Source organism: Streptomyces sp. NPDC050564, assembly GCF_044457265.1.
In the GTDB taxonomy this organism is placed as follows: domain Bacteria; phylum Actinomycetota; class Actinomycetes; order Streptomycetales; family Streptomycetaceae; genus Streptomyces.
The window spans coordinates 278993-299056 of the sequence record NZ_JBITGS010000010.1; the positions used below are offsets into that span (position 1 = coordinate 278993).

At 71.8% G+C, this 20064-nt stretch carries 17 protein-coding genes; 9 read left to right on the forward strand and 8 right to left on the reverse strand.

Going from position 1 to position 20064, the window contains the following annotated elements; translation table 11 throughout:
- The first annotated feature begins 57 nt into the window (after positions 1-57).
- Positions 58-414, forward strand: a complete 357-nt coding sequence (locus ACIBK0_RS18615; RefSeq protein WP_399080895.1) for a MerR family transcriptional regulator — start codon at positions 58-60, stop codon at positions 412-414.
- A gap of 162 nt (positions 415-576) precedes the next feature.
- Here the strand turns inward: ACIBK0_RS18615 and ACIBK0_RS18620 are convergent, their stop codons facing one another.
- The 5 genes from ACIBK0_RS18620 to ACIBK0_RS18640 form a co-directional block, all read right to left on the reverse strand.
- The gene (locus ACIBK0_RS18620) at positions 577-954 is read right to left on the reverse strand and encodes a hypothetical protein (protein ID WP_399080897.1); all 378 of its coding nucleotides are present in this window, start codon (positions 952-954) and stop codon (positions 577-579) included.
- A 141-nt stretch (positions 955-1095) separates the two neighbouring features.
- Positions 1096-2466, reverse strand: a complete 1371-nt coding sequence (locus tag ACIBK0_RS18625; RefSeq protein ID WP_399080899.1) for an AAA domain-containing protein — start codon at positions 2464-2466, stop codon at positions 1096-1098.
- Between the two features lie 106 nt (positions 2467-2572).
- A complete protein-coding gene (locus ACIBK0_RS18630) occupies positions 2573-4177 on the reverse strand; it encodes a hypothetical protein (RefSeq protein ID WP_399080901.1) in 1605 nt (534 codons plus the stop codon).
- Entirely contained in the window at positions 4168-5472 is a 1305-nt protein-coding gene (locus ACIBK0_RS18635) for a hypothetical protein (protein WP_399080903.1), read from the reverse strand. Before ACIBK0_RS18635 ends, ACIBK0_RS18630 begins: the two co-directional genes overlap by 10 nt.
- Positions 5423-6427, reverse strand: a complete 1005-nt coding sequence (locus tag ACIBK0_RS18640) for a phosphatase PAP2 family protein (protein ID WP_399080905.1) — start codon at positions 6425-6427, stop codon at positions 5423-5425. Before ACIBK0_RS18640 ends, ACIBK0_RS18635 begins: the two co-directional genes overlap by 50 nt.
- Before the next feature lie 239 nt (positions 6428-6666).
- On the opposite strand from ACIBK0_RS18640, the gene ACIBK0_RS18645 reads away from it, so the two are divergent.
- Positions 6667-7263, forward strand: a complete 597-nt coding sequence (locus ACIBK0_RS18645; protein WP_399080907.1) for a histidine phosphatase family protein — start codon at positions 6667-6669, stop codon at positions 7261-7263.
- A 149-nt stretch (positions 7264-7412) separates the two neighbouring features.
- On the opposite strand, the gene ACIBK0_RS18650 is transcribed toward ACIBK0_RS18645, so the two are convergent.
- On the reverse strand, positions 7413-9032 hold the full coding sequence (locus tag ACIBK0_RS18650) for a hypothetical protein (RefSeq protein ID WP_399080909.1): 1620 nt from the start codon (positions 9030-9032) through the stop codon (positions 7413-7415).
- Positions 9033-9330: 298 nt separating this feature from the next.
- Here ACIBK0_RS18650 and ACIBK0_RS18655 point away from each other — a divergent pair, with 298 nt between their 5' ends.
- Together ACIBK0_RS18655 and ACIBK0_RS18660 are read left to right on the forward strand one after the other, a co-directional pair.
- Positions 9331-9768 carry a hypothetical protein gene (locus ACIBK0_RS18655; RefSeq protein ID WP_399080911.1) on the forward strand — a complete coding sequence of 146 codons (438 nt, stop codon included), beginning with the start codon at positions 9331-9333 and terminating at the stop codon, positions 9766-9768.
- Positions 9769-9821: 53 nt separating this feature from the next.
- A complete protein-coding gene (locus tag ACIBK0_RS18660; protein ID WP_399080913.1) occupies positions 9822-10727 on the forward strand; it encodes a spermidine synthase in 906 nt (301 codons plus the stop codon).
- A 156-nt stretch (positions 10728-10883) separates the two neighbouring features.
- On the opposite strand, the gene ACIBK0_RS18665 is transcribed toward ACIBK0_RS18660, so the two are convergent.
- Entirely contained in the window at positions 10884-11399 is a 516-nt protein-coding gene (locus tag ACIBK0_RS18665; protein WP_399080915.1) for a hypothetical protein, read from the reverse strand.
- A 132-nt stretch (positions 11400-11531) separates the two neighbouring features.
- Between ACIBK0_RS18665 and ACIBK0_RS18670 the strand changes: the two genes are divergently transcribed.
- The 4 genes from ACIBK0_RS18670 to ACIBK0_RS18685 all read left to right on the forward strand — a co-directional run bounded on the left by ACIBK0_RS18670 (position 11532) and on the right by ACIBK0_RS18685 (position 16426).
- Positions 11532-12221 carry a response regulator transcription factor gene (locus ACIBK0_RS18670; RefSeq protein WP_399080917.1) on the forward strand — a complete coding sequence of 230 codons (690 nt, stop codon included), beginning with the start codon at positions 11532-11534 and terminating at the stop codon, positions 12219-12221.
- A 28-nt stretch (positions 12222-12249) separates the two neighbouring features.
- A complete protein-coding gene (locus tag ACIBK0_RS18675) occupies positions 12250-13629 on the forward strand; it encodes an ATP-binding protein (RefSeq protein WP_399080919.1) in 1380 nt (459 codons plus the stop codon).
- A gap of 551 nt (positions 13630-14180) precedes the next feature.
- On the forward strand, positions 14181-15656 hold the full coding sequence (locus tag ACIBK0_RS18680) for a cellulose binding domain-containing protein (protein ID WP_399080921.1): 1476 nt from the start codon (positions 14181-14183) through the stop codon (positions 15654-15656).
- 185 nt (positions 15657-15841) lie between these two features.
- A complete protein-coding gene (locus ACIBK0_RS18685) occupies positions 15842-16426 on the forward strand; it encodes a TetR/AcrR family transcriptional regulator (RefSeq protein WP_399080923.1) in 585 nt (194 codons plus the stop codon).
- 130 nt (positions 16427-16556) lie between these two features.
- On the opposite strand, the gene ACIBK0_RS18690 is transcribed toward ACIBK0_RS18685, so the two are convergent.
- Positions 16557-18743 carry an MMPL family transporter gene (locus tag ACIBK0_RS18690; protein WP_399080925.1) on the reverse strand — a complete coding sequence of 729 codons (2187 nt, stop codon included), beginning with the start codon at positions 18741-18743 and terminating at the stop codon, positions 16557-16559.
- Positions 18744-19137: 394 nt separating this feature from the next.
- On the opposite strand from ACIBK0_RS18690, the gene ACIBK0_RS18695 reads away from it, so the two are divergent.
- Positions 19138-19788: a TetR/AcrR family transcriptional regulator gene (locus tag ACIBK0_RS18695; protein ID WP_399080927.1), complete on the forward strand. Its 651-nt coding sequence runs from the start codon at positions 19138-19140 to the stop codon at positions 19786-19788.
- Positions 19789-20064 lie beyond the last annotated feature (276 nt).

Sequence of the window (20064 nt, forward strand, 5' to 3'; positions counted from 1 at the left end):
GTAGAAGTTGACATCAGTGTCAGATTCAAGTCCCTCTGTCGGCAGGCGAGGTGGAACATGCGAATCGGTGAGCTGGCCCGGCGGACCGGGGTGAGCGAGCGGTCGTTGCGCTACTACGAGACGCAGGAGCTGTTGCGGGCCGAGCGGACGCCGGGTGGTCATCGCGACTACGGCGACTGGGCCGTGGACCGGGTCATCCGTATCCAGGCGCTCTACGCGGCGGGGCTGACCAGCAAGAAGATCGCCCAGCTCCTGCCCTGTATGCGTGACACCGACGGTGGTCCCTCCGCCATCGCCACGCCCCGGCTGGTCGCCGACCTCGCCGCCGAGCGCGAGCGCATCGACCGCACGATCGCGGACCTGGAGCGGTCGCGGGAGGTACTGGACGAGGTGATCGACGCGGCGACGGGGTGAGGGGGATTCTTCGCCCCGGACCCCCTTCGCAAAGTTCCCCGCGCCTCTGGAAAGGGGCGCGGGGAACTGCGCATTCTTTTGTCGGGGGTCTGGGGGCGCAGCCCCCAGGGGACGGGAATGGGCACGGGCGGAGGGGCGAAAAAACCAGGCGTGTACCCGAGGTCAGGCGTGGTCGCTCACCCCGTGGCCATGACCGTTGCCCTCCACCCCCCGCAACAGATCACGCCCGAACTCCACCATCTTCTTCGCGTAGTCCTCGGTCCACTCGGCCCGCTCACCGATGGCAGCCGGCGTAAGTCGGTCGAACCGCCGAGGATCGGCAAGCTGCGCCGCGGCGATCGCCTGGAACTCCACAGCCCGGTCCGCCGCGGCGCGAAACGCCTGCGTCAGCTCCGTGGCCCGGTCCAACAGCGCACGCGGATCATCGATCGATTCCAGACCGAAGAAATGCTCCGGATCCCCGGCGGCCTCCGCGGGCTCGAAGAGCAGGGGCGCGGGGCGTAGCCGCGGTTCGTTCCGACGCGGCGTGGGCTCCGCCATGTCTTCTCCTCCTCGTACGCTTCAGGGACCCGCCCCCTCGTGGGTGGGCCACCCTCTATTGTCCCCCGCCCGCGCAAGTGGGACCGGGGGACGGGGCCGGGCAGGGATCCGCAGGGTCCACCGGGCATGGATCCCCAGGATCTATGGCCGCCAAGCCACCCGATGCTCCCCCAGATGGGACAGCACCGCGTGATTCGCCTCCCACCCATCAGGAAACTTCACCGTGACCCCGAGCTGCACCGGTTCCGTCGACGGATGGTCGTCCAGCAGCTCCGTCACCCCCGCCCGGCACACCACGATGCACGCGTGCCGGTGCCGGGAGGCGAGCACGCACAACCGCCCGGTCTCCAGATGGAACGCGGTCGCGTCCGGCCGTCCCGACAGTGGATGCAGCACGACCGTCACATCGAACTCCCGCCCCTGAAGCCGGTTCGCCGTGTCGACGGTGACGTCCGCGACTCCGAGGTCCGTCAGCGCGGCCCGCACGGCCGCGGCCTGGTCCCGATGTGCCGTACCGACGGCGATCCGGTCGGCCGTCAGCGGCACCGGATCGTCCGCCCGCTCCGACGTGGCCGCGCCACCCCGGTCCAGCAGCCGGCGTACGACCAGCGCCACGGCCCGCACCGCCTCGGGATCCGTACGAGGCGTGTGCCGGGCCGGCAGCTCCAGCAGCCCCCAACCCGCCTCCGCCGCCTCGTCGATGACCCGGTCGGGCCCCGAACCGTCCGACGGGACGCTGAAGTTCAGCCGCCGGTCGCCGTGCCCCGTCCCGCTGCGGAACGGCGTGTACGGATAGAACGCGTCCGAGACCAGCGGCGCCGCCGACGCGGGCAGCCGCCACGAGACCGGCAGCCGATGCTGCGGCAGTTCCGGATTGTGCGCGAGCAGCGTCGTCACCGCGGACGCCGACGGGTCGTACGACAGGCCGGCCCACTGCTCGGAGCCGACGATCGCGAACGGGTCCAGCTGGCCGGGATCGCCCACGAACAGTGCCCGTTCGAAGAGCCCGGCCACGGCGAGCAGCGCGTCCGACCGCATCTGGTACGCCTCGTCGACGATCGCGTGCCGCCACGGTTCGACGGCCTTGACGTGGGCCCACTTGGCGGCGGTCGAGATGACGACGTCGAGGCCCGCCAGGTCGGCCGCCTTGGTGGACTTGCGCACGTTCTCCAGGCTGTCGAGCGCCTTGTCGTACGGGTCGGAGTCGCTGCTGTGCAGTCGTCCGACCGGCAGTTCGGGAGCCTTCTCGGCGAGCCGCAGTACCAGGTCGTCGACCTGGGCGTTGGTCTGCGCGATGACCATCAACGGGCGTCCCGCGGCGGCCAGTTCCAGCGCCGCGCGTACGACGAGGGTCGACTTACCGGCGCCGGGCGGGGAGTCGACCACGACCCCGCGGTGCGAGCCGTGCAGCGTGTCGCGCAGGATCGCCTCGGTGGCGCGCGTGGCTTCGGCGCCGGGGTCGAACGCCGCGACGGACTTCACGGGGACGTCCTCTTCGGTCACGTGGCTCACCGGACGTCCTCCTCGGCGGCGCGGCCGCACCGGACGTCCTCCTCGGTCGCAGGGCCGCACGGGACGTCGGTCCCAGGGCACAGGATGTCCACCTCGGTCGCGGGCCTCACAGGACGTCCTCCTCGGTCACCGGGTCGGGGCCCGGAACGGTCGCCTCACCCGGCGGCCCCCCGTGCGTCCACGGTGTCTCCTCCGGGTCGGGCAGTTTCGCGCCGCCCCGCTGCTCGTGCTCGAAGAGCGTGAAGCAGACGAGGTCCCCCTTCTCCGGCACGGACCCGGCCTCGGGCTCCTTGCCGCGGCCCATCTTGTCGACGATCCGCAGCACCACAGTGGCACCCCCGGAAGCCTCGAAACCCTCGTATCCCACGAACTCCGCGGCCTGCGGCTTTCCTCCCAGCGACCGGTACACCTTGGCCCGGTCCCCCAGATGCGGCTGGTCCTCCGTACGGACCGTCACCAGCGGGCGCGGGCTGGGCCGCTTGCCCTCGCTGTACGCCATCACGACATCCGTGACCTCGCCGGCGAACGCCTCTCCGGCGAGCCGTCGCCCGGCCATGACCAGCGGGTCGTCCAGGGCCTCCTGGGCTTCCAGGCGGGCCTGTTCACGCTCGCGCGTGGCGAGCTTGTTCGCCGCGGTGACCGCGTCGTCGCGGCGGGGCTGCGGAGGTTCGCCCGCGGTGATCCGGTCCCGGTGGCCGGTGAACGACCAGCGGTCGCGGGTCCAGCGGTCGGCGGCGTGCGCGCCCTCGGGGAGCGCGCGCAGCAGGTCGAGTCCGTGCCACACCGCGTCCCAGGTGGGCCGGGTGACGCTCTCGACGAGGGCCCGGATCTCCCGCTCGGCGGCGGTGAGCGCGCCGAGCCGGTCGTCCGCCTCCATGCCGTCCTCGGCGGCGGCGAGTGCCGTACGCGCGCGGTCGTAGCGCTCGATGGCGGGGGCGAGCAGTGTGTTGTCGAAGGCGGGGTCGGTGGCCGGACCCGCCGGCGGGCAGACGAGCTGACCCTGGGGGTCCCGCCGAAGCTCGGCCCGCAGGGCGGCCTCCGCGCCCGACTCGCCCTCCGGCGGGTCGATCCAGGCGAGCAGCGCGCCCAGGTGCTGGTCCTCCAGGCTGCTCTGTCCGGTGGCCCAGTGCCGGGACAGCACATCGGTGAGGGCGAGGAGGAGCGAGGAACCCGGCACCCGGGACCGCTCCCCGTAGTGCGTCAGCCACCGCCCGAGCAACGGAACCCGGGGCGGCGCCGGATGGGGCGTCTCGGGATCCTGCTCGGCGGTCCGCCTGAAGCGCATGGAGCGCCCGAGCAGCCGTACGAACTCGATGCCCGCCCGGCTCGGCATGATCAACTGCGGGGCGTCCGCGCACAGTTCTACCTCGACCTTGACCCGCTTCCCGGTCTCCGGATCGGTCTCGTTGCGCTCGGCCGCCTCGACCACGTCCGCGTACGCGTCGATGTACGGCAGCACGACGTCAGCGAGTTCCGCGAGAAACGCGAACCGCAGATCCCGGTCGCGGGGCTGCGGCACGACGAGCAGCCGGGGCGCGTCCCGCTCGGTCCCGACCAGTGCTCCGAGCGGAGCCCCGGCCTCACCGGCGGTGATCAGCGGCACGAACACCAGCGGCCGCTCGGTGACATGCCGGTGCCGCACGGTCGCGGCGGCCTGGGCCCGCCCGCTCTCGACGGCCTCCAGCCGGGCGAGGGTGGCGATCAGCGACATACGACCCCCTCCTGCGCTGCCGATGCCCGGGCTCCCAGCGCCTCGGCCCGCAGCCGAGCCGCTCTCCTCAGCGCCGCGACCGCCGGGTCGTCCGGATCCCCGGTTTCACCGTGGGCCGCCGCCAGCACCTCCTTCACCGTCGTCAGCCCGCCCAGCTCCGCGCGCAGTGAGCGACCCAAGGACGTCACCGCGCCCTCGGCGCGGGAGTGGTCGCGGCAGTGGAAGGCCAGTTCGCAGGCGGAGAGGCACTCGGGGGCGTAGGTCGCCGGGACGGATTCGACGGCGGTCGTCAGGTCGGCGGCGGGCAGGTCGGGGGAGAAGCAGGTGCCCTCGGGGAGGGCGGCGGCGATGTCCTCGACGCGGGTGAGGCGGGCGAGCTGGCGGCGGGTGACCGCGCGCTGCTTGCGGATGTCGAGGGCGGACGCGGTCGGGAGGTTGGAGAAGTCCTTGGGGCAGACCAGGAGGATCCGGTGGCGGACCTCGGGGACGGGAGCGCTGTCCGAGGTGCTCCGCCTCCGGGGCGCCTCAGCAGGTGTCGAGGGGACGACCGTGCTCGGCCCTTCGGCCCTCCGCGCTCCCGCGCTCTCGGCTTCGCTCGAGCGGAGGGACCCCCATGTCCCCTCGACACCGGCGCGCCCCTCCTGCTTTGCGCCGAGGTGCGCGGCGACCTCCTCCAGGGCGAGGACGTACACCGCGGACTGGCGCGCGGCCGCGCCGACCTTCGCCGGGTCCGCCGAACCGTCCAGCATCGGGAAGGACTTGATCTCGACGACCGTCCAGACGCCGTCGGGGTGCACGACCACGGCGTCCGGCTCCAGGAAGGCGGGGGAGCCGGCGACGTCGAGCGCGAGCATGGGGTGGTCGAGCAGCGTCCAGACACCGGCCGTGGTCGCTTCGCGCAGCGCCAACGCCGTACGGGCCGCGCGTCCCTCGGGGCCGACGGCGCTCAGGTCGGGGACGACACCGGCCGTCGGCGGCTCGGCGCCGGGGTCCAGCTTCTCGTGCACGAGTCGCAGCAGCTCCGCGCCGCCGTCGGCCTTGACCCGTGCCTCGAACGCGTTGCCCCGCATGAAGGCGAACTGCGACTGCCCGAAGGCGGACGGCGAGCCCAGCGCACCCGCCAGCTCCGCCTTGTCCACGCCCGCGCCGTCCAGCAGAGCGCGCCGGTCACACCCGGGGTTCGCGGCGAGTGCCGCGAGGGCGCGGGCGTCGAGCGCCTTGGGCGGTACGGCCGGGCCGCGCAGCTCAGCGAGCTGCTGCCGCAGCGCCGTCCCCCGCGTCCGTGGGAGAGGCACCCGGCTCCGCTGCTCCTGGCCCGGTTCGGGACTCGCGCTGTCGGGGAATTCGCTCACCCGTCGAAGTCTGGCACCCCGCACTGACAATTGAGGAACCTGCGCCCCGCGATGCACCCGAGACCCTCGGGAAACGGGCGCCCAGCCCCGTCCTCAGCCGGTCCGCGAGCCGCATCACGAACGGGGTGAGCAGCAGCCCGACGCCCATCACACAGGCCCCCGCGGCGGCGTCGAGGAAGTAGTGGTTCGCCGTGCCCATCACGACGATCGTGGTGAGCAGCGGATACGCGACACCCGCGACCTTCGCGGCAGGCGTGCGGCCGTACCGCCACAGCATCACTCCGCACCACAGCGCCCAGCCCACGTGCAGGCTCGGCATCGCCGCGTACTGGTTCGTCATGCCGCCCAGTCCCCGTGGCGCGCTCGCCTCGCCGCCCCACCAGCCGTACGAGCTGTACTGCGCCATCGTGTCGACGAAGCCGTGGCCGGGAGAGAGCAGCCGGGGCGGGCAGGTCGGCAGCAGCGTGAAGCCGATCAGGCCGATGAACGTGGACGTCATCAGCCAGGTGCGGGCCGCGCGGTAGCGCACGGTCCGGGAGCGGAAGAGCCAGATCAGGATCGCGGGCGTCACCAGGTAGTGCAGGGACGCGTACCAGAAGTCGGCGGGCACGCCCAGCCAGGCCTCGCGGGTGAACAGCCGGTTCAACGGGTGCTCGGCGTTGAGGTGGAAGAACTTCTCGATGCGCAGGATTTCCAGGCCGTGGTGGACGGCGCTGGAGGTGTCGCCGCGGGCGAGCAGCCGGCCCGCCGAGTACGACGCGTACACCAGCAGGATCAGCGGCAGCTCGGTCCACCAGCGGAGCCGGGCGTGCGGAGCCGCGGAGTTGCGCAGGTCCGTCCACCGGCCGAGCCGGGCGCGAGGTGCCGCCTCGGTGCGCGGTGCATCGGTCTGCGGCATCCGATCGCCCTCCCCCATCTGCTTGCGGTGACCCGCCGGTCTGCTCAGTCTGCTGAGGACGATCCGTGGCCACATGCGATTTTACGGTGTATGTGAACGCCCCGAAGGGGCGCCCCCGGTCCTCAAAGACGCGGAGATCGCCCGGCGGGTTGCCCGATGTCCCGGTGAGCGATGATGGAGTGACCCACTTCGCACTCGCGCCCGTGGTTCCGTCTCCCGCTTCGGAAAGGCATCTCTTCATGGCACCGCGCATCCTGCTGGCCCGGCACGGACAGACGGAATGGTCGCTGTCCGGCAAGCACACCGGCAGGACCGACGTCCCGCTCCTGGAGGAGGGTCGGCGCGGCGCCAAGTTGCTGGGGGAGCGGTTGCACCGGGCACCCTTCGAGGGCCTCGCCGGGGTCGAGGTGCGCACCAGTCCGCTGGCACGCGCGCGTGAGACGTGCGAACTCGCCGGGTTCGGGGAGCGTGCGACCGCCTGGGACACGCTCATGGAGTGGGACTACGGCGCGTACGAGGGCATGACCCCGGCCGAGATCCAGGGAGTACGGCCGGGCTGGTTCATCTGGCGCGACGGCGTCCCCGAGGGCGAGACCCTGGAGCAGGTCTCCGCGCGCGCGGACGAGGTCGTCGCCTGGGCCCGCGCCGCCGACCGTGACGTCCTGGTCTTCGCCCACGGGCACATCCTGCGCTCCATAGGCGCCCGCTGGCTCGGCCTTCCCCTCGACTTCGCGGCCCGCATCCGGCTCAACCCGACGTCGCTGTCGGTGCTCGGGTGGGCGTACGGGGAGCCCGCGATCGAGACGTGGAACGACTGCGGACATCTGGCGGGGTAGCCGCTCCGGGGTGGGACGTTGCTTTCGCGGCGCCCAGCGCTTGTGCCGGGCTCGGGGTGGGCTGCCCAACCCGGCGCTCACGGAGGGTTGCTGTGCCCGCCAGTGCCGCCCCTGGGGGCACGCAGGCCCACCGCTGAGACGGTTGTCTCTCACGCCGTGCGCGGCAGGCTCGCGTGGCGTTCCAGAAATGCGGAGACGCCCGATGCCCTGCGGTGCGGGAGCAGTACGCGGGCCGTTCCCGCCAGCATGGTCTGGATGCGGGACGACTGGACCTCGCCCAGGAGGTCCAGGACGCGCAGGCCGGCGAGGGCCGCCTCGTCGGGGCGGCCGCCGAGGGCGAGGTCGTCGGCGAGTTCGGCGGTGTAGAGGGCGATGTTGCGGGTGAAGTGCGGGTCCTGGAGCTCGGCGGCGCGGCGCGCGTGGCGGGCCGCGCGGGGCCAGTCGCCCAGCATCGACCAGCACTGCGCCTCCAGGCCCTCCAGTTCGGCCTCTCCGTAGAAGGTCATCCACTCGGGATCCGTCTGCGAAGGGCCCCGTTCGTAGAGTGCCTGCGCGCGTGCCAGCGCCTGTTCGCATCCAGCGCGGTCGGCGAGCCCCGCCCAGCCGCCCGCCTCGCGCAGCGCGAGCAGGGAGAGCAGGCGCGGTGAGCCGAGGGGGCGCGCGGCGCGCTGCGCCGCCTGCGCCGCGCGCACGGCTTCGCGCGGGCGTCCCGCGTCACGCGCCAGGAACGCCGTGTTGCAGAAGGCATGCGCCTCCAGGCCCGGGTCGCCCGACATCCGGGCGGTCGCGAGGGCCTCCGCGTAGTGCGAGCGCGCGTCGTCGAAACGCCCGGAGTCGTGCGCCAACCAACCTACCGAGATGGCCAGTTCGCCCGCCCCGGCGTACAGCCGGTCGGCGGTCGACTGCCGGGTGGTGCCCGCGTCGAGAAGCGCGTACGCCGTCCGCAGCGGTGCCGCCGCGCGCCGATAGAGGCCGTCGGCCCCGTGCCGGTCGTCGAGCAGCCGGATCTTGCGTACGGCCTCTTCGAGGGCGCCTGCCTCGGACGTGCCCGCCCGGTGGACGCGCCGTTCCGCGGCCGCGGCGGTGGAGTTCGACGCGACCGCGAAGGGCCCCAGTGAGGCCGCCGCCATGGTGGCGGTGCCTCCGGTCATAAATGCGCGACGTTGCACGTCGCTCTCCTCGTGGTTCTGATCGTGGTCCTGGTACGGGTCGTACGGGTCATGCGGGTCATGCGGGTCGTACGGGATCTGGGTGTGGTGCGGGTCGTGCGGGATGTGGAGGTGGTGCGGGTCGTGCGGGTCGTACGGGAAGTGGAGGTGCTGCGGGTCGTACGGGATCTGGATGTGGTGCAGGTCGCGCGGGATGTGGAGGTGCTGGTCCGGCGTCTCATACGTCGCATACACCCCCTCCGTCTCATGCGAGGCGTGCGAGAGGCTCGTGGAGTGCGGAGGGGGCGCAGTGTCCATGTCGCGCGCCCCGCGCCCGCGTACCGACGAGCGGGGCGCGAACCCCATGTCGGTCAGCGTGCGGCCGGGGAACATGTGGAGGAACACCCGCTCGTACGCGTAGTTGGGACAGCGGATCTCGCCCGCCTCGACGCGCCCGATGTAGCGCGCGTCGCAGCTGACCCGCTCGCCGATCTCGCGCGCGGCCCGCCGCACCGCCGCGGCGAACTCGCCCGGCGAGCGCTGCCCACGCAGCCGCCGGAAGGCGAGATTCGGCCGCGGTGGCCGGGGGGACTGGGACGAGGTCACCGTTGACGACGCCATGGCCGGGCCCTCTCTTGCGAACCGTCGAACCATGCCGGATTCAAGGCGAGTTACCCGGGGTGTGCCTTATGGGTGCCCTGCTTCCGGCGGGGCAAGAACGTACCTGCTGTGACGACGTCACCACGTTGGGTTTGGCTACAAACCGGATATCTCATCCACGATCTGCCATGAACTGCCATCCTTTGCAGCGGTGTTCCGCCGTAGCCGTTGACGTCCTGGCGCGTTGAACTCTGCGGACCGGGAGCCGCCCGAACTCCCGACCCACTCGTCATGAGGAGGGGTTCCGTTGGAGGCCGGGATGGAGACCAGGCAGAGCACCGAGTTCCGTACACCGCTGTCGACCGCGCAGCACAGGCCGTCCCCGGAGTGCAGCGCCCCACCGCAGCCGGTCGCCGAATGCGACCTGGTGACCGTTCCCGCGCGACAGGGCCTGGAGGCGGTCGACATCCTGCGGCGCGGCTCCTGCGACGCCGTCGGGCCCGTGCTCCACGACGACGGCTGCGACACCCTCGGCTTCCTGGTGCCGCCCGGCACCGCCGACGCCTGGGACGTGCCGGGCAGTACCTGTACGCAGACCAACGGCCGCGGCCTCAGCCTGGCCCCGGAACCTCCGGTCGAGGGCTCGGACTGGCTGCTGCCGCCCGGTGAGGCGGACCTCGCGACCGACCCGGTCGTGCTGCGGGCCGCGCTGGGGGAGGCGGCCCGGCTCATCGAGGCGGCGGACAACTGCCGGTGACCCCGCTGGGCCGCCGCTGAGCCGACCCGCCCGTACGCCCCGATAATGGCGGGATGGCAAGGGCGAGGAACAAGCGGTCGGACGACGGGCGCGAGGCGGGGCGGAGCGCGCGGCGCGGGCAGGCGTCCGCCGAAGCCGTCGTCGAACCGGTCGACGGCGGGCTCGCCCAGCTGATTCCCGACCGGGACCGGGCGCGTGCCTGGACCCTGCTCATCGACGGCGCCCCGCAGTCGCACGTCGACCTCGACGACCCCGCGTACCTGAGCTTCGAGTACCAGCGCCGCCTCGGGCATGTCATCGACCTCGTCGCCCCGCCCGGCAAGCCCGTGCACGCGGTGCACCTCGGAGGTGGCGCCTTCACCCTCGCCCGCTACATCGCAGCGACCCGCCCCCGCTCCACCCAGCAGGTCGTCGAACGTGACGCGGCCCTCGTCCAACTGGTCCGCCGCGAGCTGCCCTTGGACCCGAACGCTCGCATCCGGGTGCGCTCCATGGACGCCCGCGAAGGGCTCGCCAAGGTGCCCGACGGCTGGGCGGACCTGGTGATCGCGGATGTGTTCAGCGGGGCACGGACGCCGGCGCATCTGACGTCCGTCGAGTTCGTCACGGAGGTCCGCAGGGTGGTGAAGGCCGGCGGTGTCTACGCCGCGAACCTCGCCGACGGGCCCCCGCTCGCCCACCTTCGCGGCCAGATCGCCACGGTGGCGGCCGCCTTCCCCGAACTCGCCCTGGTCGCCGACCCGACGGTGCTGCGCGGCAAGCGCTTCGGAAACGCGGTCCTCGTGGCCTGCGACCACCCGCTGCCGATCGCCGAACTCACCCGCCGCGCGGCCTCCGACCCGCACCCCGGACGGGTCGAACACGGCAAGCAGCTCGCCGACTTCACCGGAGGCGCGACCCCGGTCACGGACGCGGCCGCGGTGGCGTCACCGGCGCCGCCCCCGTCGGTCTTCCGCTGACCGGTGGCCCCAGGCGGGCCGGTTTTCCGATGACCGGCAGGCCGGGACAGACGCTCTTCGGCCAGTCGGCAGGCCGGGACAAAGGACAGATGCTCTTCCGCCGGCCGGCAGGCCGGGACAGAGGACAGACGGTCTTCCGCCCGTCGGCAGGCCGGCTCAGTACGTCCCGATCTCCACGTGCGGCGGCCCGTCGTGCCAGGTGCAGAACACCGACACCCGGTCCGCGCCCGAGGCGAACTCCACGCGGATCCAGGTCTCCGTCTTCCACACCTGCATCGACCACCCGGCGCCCGGCGTCGCGGACACCAGCGTCGCGGAGGTCTTCTGGAGGTCGAAGACCGCCCGGCCGCCGTCGGTGTCGTAGCTCTTGATCTGCCCGGACGACGTAGGGGAGGGGGAGACGGTCGGGGGCGTCGACCTGGAGGGTGTCGGGCTCGGCTTCCGGCTCGCGGGCGGCTTGCTCGACGGGCTCTTCGACGGCTCGGGCCGCCGCGTAGAGGAAGCGAGCGGCTTGGACTCCTGCGTCGTCGCGTCGCCCGCCGTGATGGGCAGGGCACGCGGCGGGTCGTACGCCGTTCCCGTCATCACCGTGTGGACACCCCACCACGACAGCGTGACCGCCGCGCCCGTGGCGAGCGACCAAGCGAGTACGTGTACGAGTCCTCTGCGCATCGCGGCCATACTGCACCACGAGCCCCACGAATGTCTCAGGGCTGCGTCACAGTCCGGGTTGTCCACATCCTGGTGATCCGAGTTGTCCACAGGGCCCCGAGCGGCTCGTTCCGATGGCGTACGGTGCCGCCCATGGCAAGTGTGCTCGTCGTCGAGGACGACCAGTTCGTACGCTCGGCCCTCATCCGGCATCTGACCGATGCCGCGCACACCGTGCGCAGCGTCGGCACCGCCCTCGAGGCGCTGCGCGAGGTCGCCCATTTCCGTTTCGACGTCGTCATCCTCGACCTCGGTCTGCCCGATCTGGACGGGTCCGAGGCGCTGAAGATGCTGCGTGGAATCACCGACGTCCCGGTGATCATCGCCACCGCCCGGGACGACGAGACGGAGATCGTCCGCCTGCTGAACGACGGAGCGGACGACTACCTGACCAAGCCGTTCTCGGTCGAGCACCTGTCGGCGCGGATGGCGGCGGTGCTGCGCCGCTCGCGCACGAGTACGGGGGACGCGCCGCCGTCGACGGTCATCCGGGTCGGCGGTCTCGCCATCGACCCGCTGCGGCGTCAGGCCGAGTTGGACGGCGTACGGCTGGACCTCACACGGCGCGAGTTCGACCTGCTCGCCTTCCTGGCCGGGCGGCCCGGCGTCGTCGTACCGCGCAAGGAGCTGCTCGCCGAGGTGTGGCAGCAGGCATACGGAGACGATCAGACCATCGACGTCCATCTGTCGTGGCTACGGCGGAAATTGGGCGAAACGGCGGCGCGACCGCGCTATCTGCACACCCTGCGCGGGGTCGGCGTGAAGCTGGAGCCGCCGCTATGAGGTGGGCACCGGGCGAGGGGTGGGCGTCATGAGGTGGGCGCTGGTCAAGGTGTGCGTGGCGGTGACCACGATGGTCGTGGTCGCCTTCGCGGTCCCGCTGGGTCTGGTGATCAAGGAGATGGCGCGGGACCGGGCGTTCTCGAACGCCGAGCGGGAAGCCGCGGCCATCGCGCCCGCGCTCTCCATCACCACCGACCGGGACCAGTTGGAGCGGGTCGTCGCCTCCGCGGGTTCCGACTCGGGGATGGCCGTGCACATACCCGCGGCCGACGGCGCGGCCGCGGTCGAGATCGGCAAGCAGCGCGCCATCGGCAAGGACATCACCACGACCCGGAAGCTCGGCCGCGCCTCCACCACGGAGGTCGCCGGCGGCTCCACGCTGCTCCAGCCCGTCGCGCTGAGCTCCGGCGAGATCGCGGTCGTCGAGGTGTACGTCCCCGAGTCGGAGGTCAGCAACGGCGTCGGCACGGCCTGGGCGGTGCTCGCCGCGGTCGGCGTCGCGCTCATCATCGGCTCGGTCGCGGTCGCCGACCGGCTGGGCGTACGGATGGTGCAGCCCGCGCAGCGCCTGGTCGAGAGCGCGCACGAGCTGGGGGAGGGGAAGCTGGGAAAGCGGGTGCCCGAGGAGGGGCCCACGGAACTGCGGCTGGCGGCGGTCGCATTCAACTCGATGGCCGATCAGGTCGTACAACTGCTGGCGAATGAGCGGGAGCTGGCGGCGGACCTCTCCCATCGCCTGCGTACGCCACTGACGGTGCTGCGGCTCAACACGGCCTCCCTCGGCGACGGACCCGCCGCCGAGCAGACCCGGGCCGCCGTCGCGCAGCTTGAGCGCGAGGTCGACACGATCATCAGGACCGCCCGGGAGGCCAAACCGCAGACCGCGGCGATAGGTGTCGGCGCCGGGTGCGACGCGTCCGAAGTCGTGCGCGAGCGAATGGACTTCTGGTCGGCGCTCGCGGAGGACGAGGGCCGCAAGGTCCGGGTGGCCGGGATCGACCGGCCGGTCCGCATACCCGTCGCCCGCGCCGACCTGGTGGCCGCACTCGACGCGCTCCTCGGCAATGTCTTCCGGCACACCCCGGAAGGCACGGCCTTCGCGGTCGATGTGCACAACGGCGAGGACGCCGTGATCGTGCTGGTGTCGGACGCGGGCCCGGGGATCGTGGATCCCGAGGCGGCCATGGCGCGCGGCCGCGGCTCCGGGAGCGACGGGTCGACGGGGCTCGGCCTCGACATCGTGCGGCGGCTCGCGGAGGCGACGGGCGGGGACGTGCGCATCGGTTCGTCCGTGCTGGGCGGGACCGAGGTGCGGATCTGGATCCAACTCGACGGGCGGGCGACCCCCCTCCGGCGAGGGCACCGAGGGACCGTGCGCCGCCGTCGCCGCGGGGCTGGCGTGAGCTGACGTCTCGCTGCGCCGGCCTCGGTCGGCGTCTGCGTTTCGGTGCGTGGGGGCTTGGTCGGCGTACTGCGTTTCGGTGCGTGGGGGCTTGGTCGGCGTCTGCGTTTCGGTGCGCGGGAGCTTTGACCGGCGTCTGCCTTCCGCTGCGCGGGCTTTCCTCTTCGCCGCCCCGCAGCGTTGCTCTTCGCCGCCCCGCAGCGTTGCTCTTCGCCGCCCCGGAGTGTTTCTCTTCGCAACCTCGCGGCGTCCCTCTTTGCCGCCCCGCGGCGTTTCTTCTTCGCGGCTTCGCGGCTTCGCGGCTTCGTGGCAGGGTTCCCGCCCGCCCTTTTCGCCTGCTCCGCAGGCCCGGACTCCCGTCGCTCCGCGGCGGCTTCGGGGCGCCCCAATTGGTCTCTACCTTTAACCGCCCCCGATGCCTTCCTTAAGCGCACCCTAAGATCCTCAACCTCCGCCCGGATGAAGCGGTTTGTCCGATTCCGGATCGCTAGCGTGCTGCCGCACCCACCCATGGGAATCCCTGTGAACCCCCGTGAAACCGCGAAGGCAGGCACGCGATGAGTAGCACGCACCGGCGCAAGGTCAGTGGCAGGAACAAGGCGATAGGCGGCATCGTCGCCGCGGCCGTGGTCGGCGGTGGCGCCATCCTGTTCACCGGGACCGCGCAGGCGGCCGGCGTCGGCGCCGCGTACACCAAGACCAGTGACTGGTCGACGGGTTACACCGCGCAGTACGTCATCACGAACGACAGCAGCCAGGTGAAGGGGGACTGGACGCTGGAGTTCGACCTGCCGTCCGGCGCCAAGCTCAGCTCGCTGTGGAACGGCGAGTCGAGCGTGAGCGGGCAGCACGTCACCGTGAAGCCCCCGTCCTGGGACAAGGACGGCCTGAAGGCCGGCGAGACCGTCACCGTCGGCTTCGTCGTGAACGGCACCGCGGACCCGACGGGTTGTCTCATCGACAGCGCCAAGTGCTCGGTGGACGACGGCGCGACGCCCGAGCCGAGCGGCCGCCCCACGGACTCCGCGACCCCGACCCCGAAGCCCACCCCGACCGCCACCGCTTCTCAGAGCGCGACGCCCACGCCGACCGCGACGGCGACCCCCTCTCCCTCGCAGAGCTCCGGCAGCGGCAGCACGACGTCCGCCGGCTTCGCGCCGTACGTCGACACCTCCCTCTACCCGGCCTTCGACCTGCTCGCGAGCGCCACGGCCACCGGCGTGAAGGACTACAACCTGGCATTCATCACGGACGGCGGTGGCTGCACCCCCAAGTGGGGTGGTGTGACCGACCTCGCCAGTGACGGGGTGGCGTCGCAGATCGGCGCGCTGCGCGCCAAGGGCGGCGACGTCCGGGTCTCCTTCGGCGGGGCCTCCGGTTCGGAGCTGGCGACGACCTGCTCCTCGGCGGACGCGCTGGCGGCGGCGTACGGGAAGGCCGTGGACGCCTACAAGCTCACGAAGGTCGACTTCGACATCGAGGGCGGCGCGCTGCCGAACACGGCCGCGAACACGAACCGCGCGAAGGCCATCGCCAAGCTCCAGCAGCAGCACCCGGACCTGGATGTCTCCTTCACCCTGCCGGTCATGCCGGAGGGCCTCACCCAGGACGGCGTGAACCTGCTCTCCAACGCCAAGTCGAACGGCGTGAAGATCAACGCCGTGAACATCATGGCGATGGACTACGGCCCCGCGTACAGCGGTGACATGGGCACCTATGCCGAGCAGGCCGCCACGGCCACGCAGGCGCAGGTGAAGAGCGTCCTCGGGCTGTCGGACAGTGCGGCGTGGAAGGCCGTCGCCGTCACCCCGATGATCGGCGTGAACGACGTGTCCTCCGAGATCTTCAAGGTCGACGACGCCTCGCAGCTGGTGTCCTTCGCCAAGTCCAAGGGCCTCGGCTGGCTGTCGATGTGGTCGGCCACCCGTGACAAGCAGTGCGCGGGCGGCGCCAAGAACTCCGCGGACGCGACCTGCAGTTCCATCGTCCAGGACGCGAGCGCCTTCTCGAAGGCCTTCGGCGCCTACAAGTAGCCGCCATCGGCCACCGGCGGCCCTGAGCGGCCGCCAGTAGCCGCCAGCGGGCTTGATCGGCCCCATGAAAGCCATCGTCGAACGGGGGTTGCGCGCCCCGGCCGGAATCTCCCCCCCACCCGGCCGGGGCGCACTTCACCTCCGAATATTGACCCACAGGTCCAATACCAATTACCGTTTCGATCATGGGCAGGCCCAGGCAGTTCGACGAGGAAGCCGCCGTGGAGAGCGCGATGCGCGTCTTCTGGCGGAAGGGGTACGGGGCGACCACGCCGCAGGACCTGGTCGACGAACTCGGCATCGGCAAGGGCAGTCTGTACAACGCCTTCGGCAGCAAGCGGGCGCTGTTCGAGCGCTCGCTCCGCCGTTACGGGGAGACACGGGCCGCGCGGCTGCCCGACATTCTCGAAGGGCCCGGCCCCGTCAAGGACCGCGTGCGCGCAGCGCTGGAGTTGCTCCTCGAAACGGACCTCGCCGATCCCGGCCGCCAGGGCTGCTTCGCTGTCAACACCGCTGCTGAGCTGGCGAGTTCGGACGCCGGGGCGAGGGACGAGGTGCGGCGGATGTTCGCCCGAACCGAGGGGGCGTTCCTCGCGGCGCTCGAAGAGGGTCAGCGGGCCGGGGAGATCGACGCCGCGCGTGATGTACGGGCCCTCGCGTCACTGTTGCTGAACACGGTGGTCGGCATGCGTGTACTGGCCAAGACGGCGGACGGGCGGGCCCAGCTGGAGCGCGTGGTGGACGCGATCCTGGATGCGCTTCAGGGCTGAGCGCCGGATTATTTCCTTGTTTTCTCGGCGGGCCGGCGCGGCCGGCACGATCACCCGAGCTGAAGGGACCAAGCCGCGGTAAGGCGACCTGGTCCCAGCCGGGGCGCGACCTCCAGGTGAGTGAGGGCCGTCAGACCTCGGCCGGCGAGCTCCCCTCTGTCAGGCCCAGCCTGCCGTGCACCGCGCGCAGTGGCTTCGGGGCGTACCAGGCCGTGCGGCCCAGGAGTCGCATGGCCGCCGGGACCAGCACACCGCGTACGGCCACCGCGTCGATCAGGATCGCCAGACCGCTGCCGAGGCCGAACATCTGGATGAAGCTGACGTGGGCCGTGCCGAAGGCGAAGAAGCTCACCGCCAGGAGGCCGGCTGCCATCGTGACGATCCGACCGGTGTGGGAGAGGCCGCTGGTGACGGCGGTCTCCGTGTCGGCGCCCGCGTCGTGGAGTTCCTTGATGCGGCTGGTGACGAAGACCTCGTAGTCCATGGACAGGCCGAAGGCGATGCAGAACATGAGCACCGTCATGGAGGTGTCCATGGGCTGCGGGGTGAAGCCGAGCAGCGAGGCCAGGTGGCCGTCCTGGAAGATCCACACCATGACGCCGATGGCCGCGGTGAGGCTGATGGCGTTGAGGACCAGCGCCCGCAGCGGCTGCACCACGCTGCCGGTGAAGAGGAAGAGGATCAGGAAGGTGGTGCCGGCGACGAGGCCGATGGCGTACGGGAGCCGGTCCGCGATCGACGCCTTGGAATCGACGAGGCGTGCGTCGGCGCCGCCGACGAGCGCCTCGGTTCCGCCGGGGGCGTCCACTGCCCGTACGGCCTTGACCAGGTCCTGCGCCTGGTCCGACTTGGGGGTCAGGCCGGTGACGACGCTGATCCGCTGGGCGTCGGGACGGCCGAGTGCGGCCGCGGCGGGGCCGGGCCGGTCGGGTCGGCCGTCGGTGTAGGTGCCGGCGGAGGTCTCGACCCGGGCCGCGCCGTCGAGCCGCGAAAGAGCGGTCGCGTACGTACGCAGGTCGGCCGGGGCGACCGGCCCGGTCGTGATGATCTGCACCGCCGACTCGTCGCTGCCGGTGAAGTCGTGCTGCACCGCGGTGGCGACCTGACGGCTCTGCGCGCTCTCGGGCAGCACCCGCTCGTCCGGCGTGCCGAAGGTGACGCCGAGCAGCGGACTCGCGGCGAGCAGCAGGACGGCCAGGACCGGCAGTGCGGTCAGTGCGGGCCTGCGCATGACCGTGCGGGACAGCCGGGCCCACAGCGGCGCCTCGGCGCTCCGTACCGTCTGCGCCCAGGGCAGTCGGCCGCTGTTGATCCGGTGGCCCAGCACGGCGAGCAGCGCCGGGATGACGAGCAGGGCACTGACGGCGGCGATGGCCACCACGCCGATGCCCGCGTAGGCGAAGGAGCGCAGGAAGAACTGCGGGAAGACCAGCAGTGCGGCGAGTGCCGCGGCGACGGTCGCGGCCGAGAAGGTGATGGTCCGCCCGGCCGTCCGTACCGTGTGCCGCAGTGCGTCGGGGACTTCGGCGCCCTCGGCGAGGTGCTCGCGGAACCGGCTGATCATGAGGAGCGCGTAGTCGATGCCGAGGCCCAGGCCGAGCGCGGTGGTGAGGTTGATCGAGAACACCGACACGTTGGTGAGGCTGCCCAGTACGTAGAGCTCGGCGAAGGTGCCGACGATCGCGATCAGCCCGATGACCAGGGGCAGCAGTGCCGCCACCACGCTACCGAAGGCGATCACCAGCAGGATCAGGATCAGCGGTACGGCGATCGACTCGGCCAGCGCCAGGTCCTCGGCGACCTGCGTGGGCACCTCGTCGCCGACCGCGGCCTCGCCGCCGGCCTCCACGGTCAGCCCGTTCCGGTCGCCGGTGTACTGCTTGATGATCACCGAGGCGTTGTCGCCCTGCTCGGTGTCGTCACCCTTCACGTGGGCCAGAACCAGCGCCTCCTTCCCGTCCCGGGAGGTCAGCGCGGAGCTGCCGGTGTCCCAGTACGAGATCACGTTCGCCAGTGTGGACTCGTCCTTGAGCTGCGAGGTGAAGGTGTGCCCCGCGCGCTCGACGGCGGGGGAGTCGATGCCGCCGCCGTTCTTGTCGGCCCGGACCAGCAGGACAAGGTTGCTCTCGCCGCCGAACTTGTCGTCGATGAGTTGCTGCGCGCGGGCCGAGGGCGCGCTCGGATCCTCGAAGCCGCCGCCGAGGAGCTTGCCGAACGCCCCGAAGCCAATGGCTCCCATGGCGACCACGGCCACCACGGTGAGTGTCAGTACGAGCCGGCTCCGGTGGAGGGCCAGCTCGGCGATGCGGTCGAACACGGTGATCGCCTCCGGATGAGTACGCCGTCATGTTTACGGCGTTAACATCGACAGTGGCACAGGATGTTAACGGCGTCAACATGGAAATGTTAATGGCGTCAACTTCGGGCAGGATGAGGTCATGGAACCCGGCAGGACAGTCGTGAGCCCAGATGGGCCGCGTCATGGAACCCGATGGGTGGGGGTTGTGGAACCCGGCCGGTCGAGGTCGTCGAACCCGATGGGCGGGGTCGTGAGCCCAGATGGGCCGGGGTCGTGGAACCCGATGGGTCAGGGTTGTGGAACCCGGCAGGTCAGGGTCGTGGAACCCGATGGGGGCGAGGTCATGGGGCCCGAGAGATCGGGTTCATGGATCCCGGAGGGACGGGGTCAGGATTCGGGCAGGATGGAGATCATGGAGTCGATCACGGGCGGCAAGCCCCGCTACCACCACGGCGACCTCCGCAACGCGCTGATCGAGGCCGCCGTCGAACTCGCGGCCGAAGGCGGTCCGGAGCGTGTCGTCCTGCGCGAGGCGGCCCGCAGCGTCGGCGTGTCACCCACCGCCGCGTACCGCCACTTCAACGGCCAGGGAGAACTCCTGGAAGCCGTGAAGATCCACGGCCAGCAGGCGCTCGCCGCCTCGATGTCCGAGGCTGTGCGCGTACTGCCTGGGCTCGACGACCCGGGCGAGGAGGCCGTGCGCAAGACCGAGGCGATCGGGCGCGGGTACGTCCGGTTCGCGATCGAGCACCCCGGGCTCTACCGCACCGCCTTCTGCCATACGTCCGCGGCGGAGGAGAGCGACTTCACCGGCCTCGAAGCCCCTGACGGCAGCGCGGAGTTCGCGGCGTTCAGGGAACTGTCGGACACACTCGACACGTTGGTGGCCACGGGCCGGATGCGGCCGGAGAGCCGCCCCGCGGCCGAGGTGGCCGCATGGTCGGTCGTCCACGGCCTCTCCCTGCTCATCCTCGACGGGCCGCTCGCCCTGCTCTCCGCCGACCAGCGCGACGCGGTGGTCGAACGCACCCTCACCACCATCGTGGCCGGCCTCACCCGCTGAGCGGGCCCAGGGGAGTGCCCGAACTTCCCCGGATGACGTAACAGTCGACGGCGCCCCCCAGCAGTCGATGTCCCGGGACCCGAAGCCGACGCCGGCGCACCCCGCCGGCCGGCCGGTGCGCCGACAACGTACTCCCTGGCCCCGGACGACACCGGGGCGGGGGGCCCCCCCCCCGCGGCCCCGCCCCCCACCCCGCCCCACCACCCCCTGGCCATCGGCCACGCCCGGGGCGCGCCGCCCGTCGCCAGCGCCGACCCCCGCGCCAACGCGTGCTAC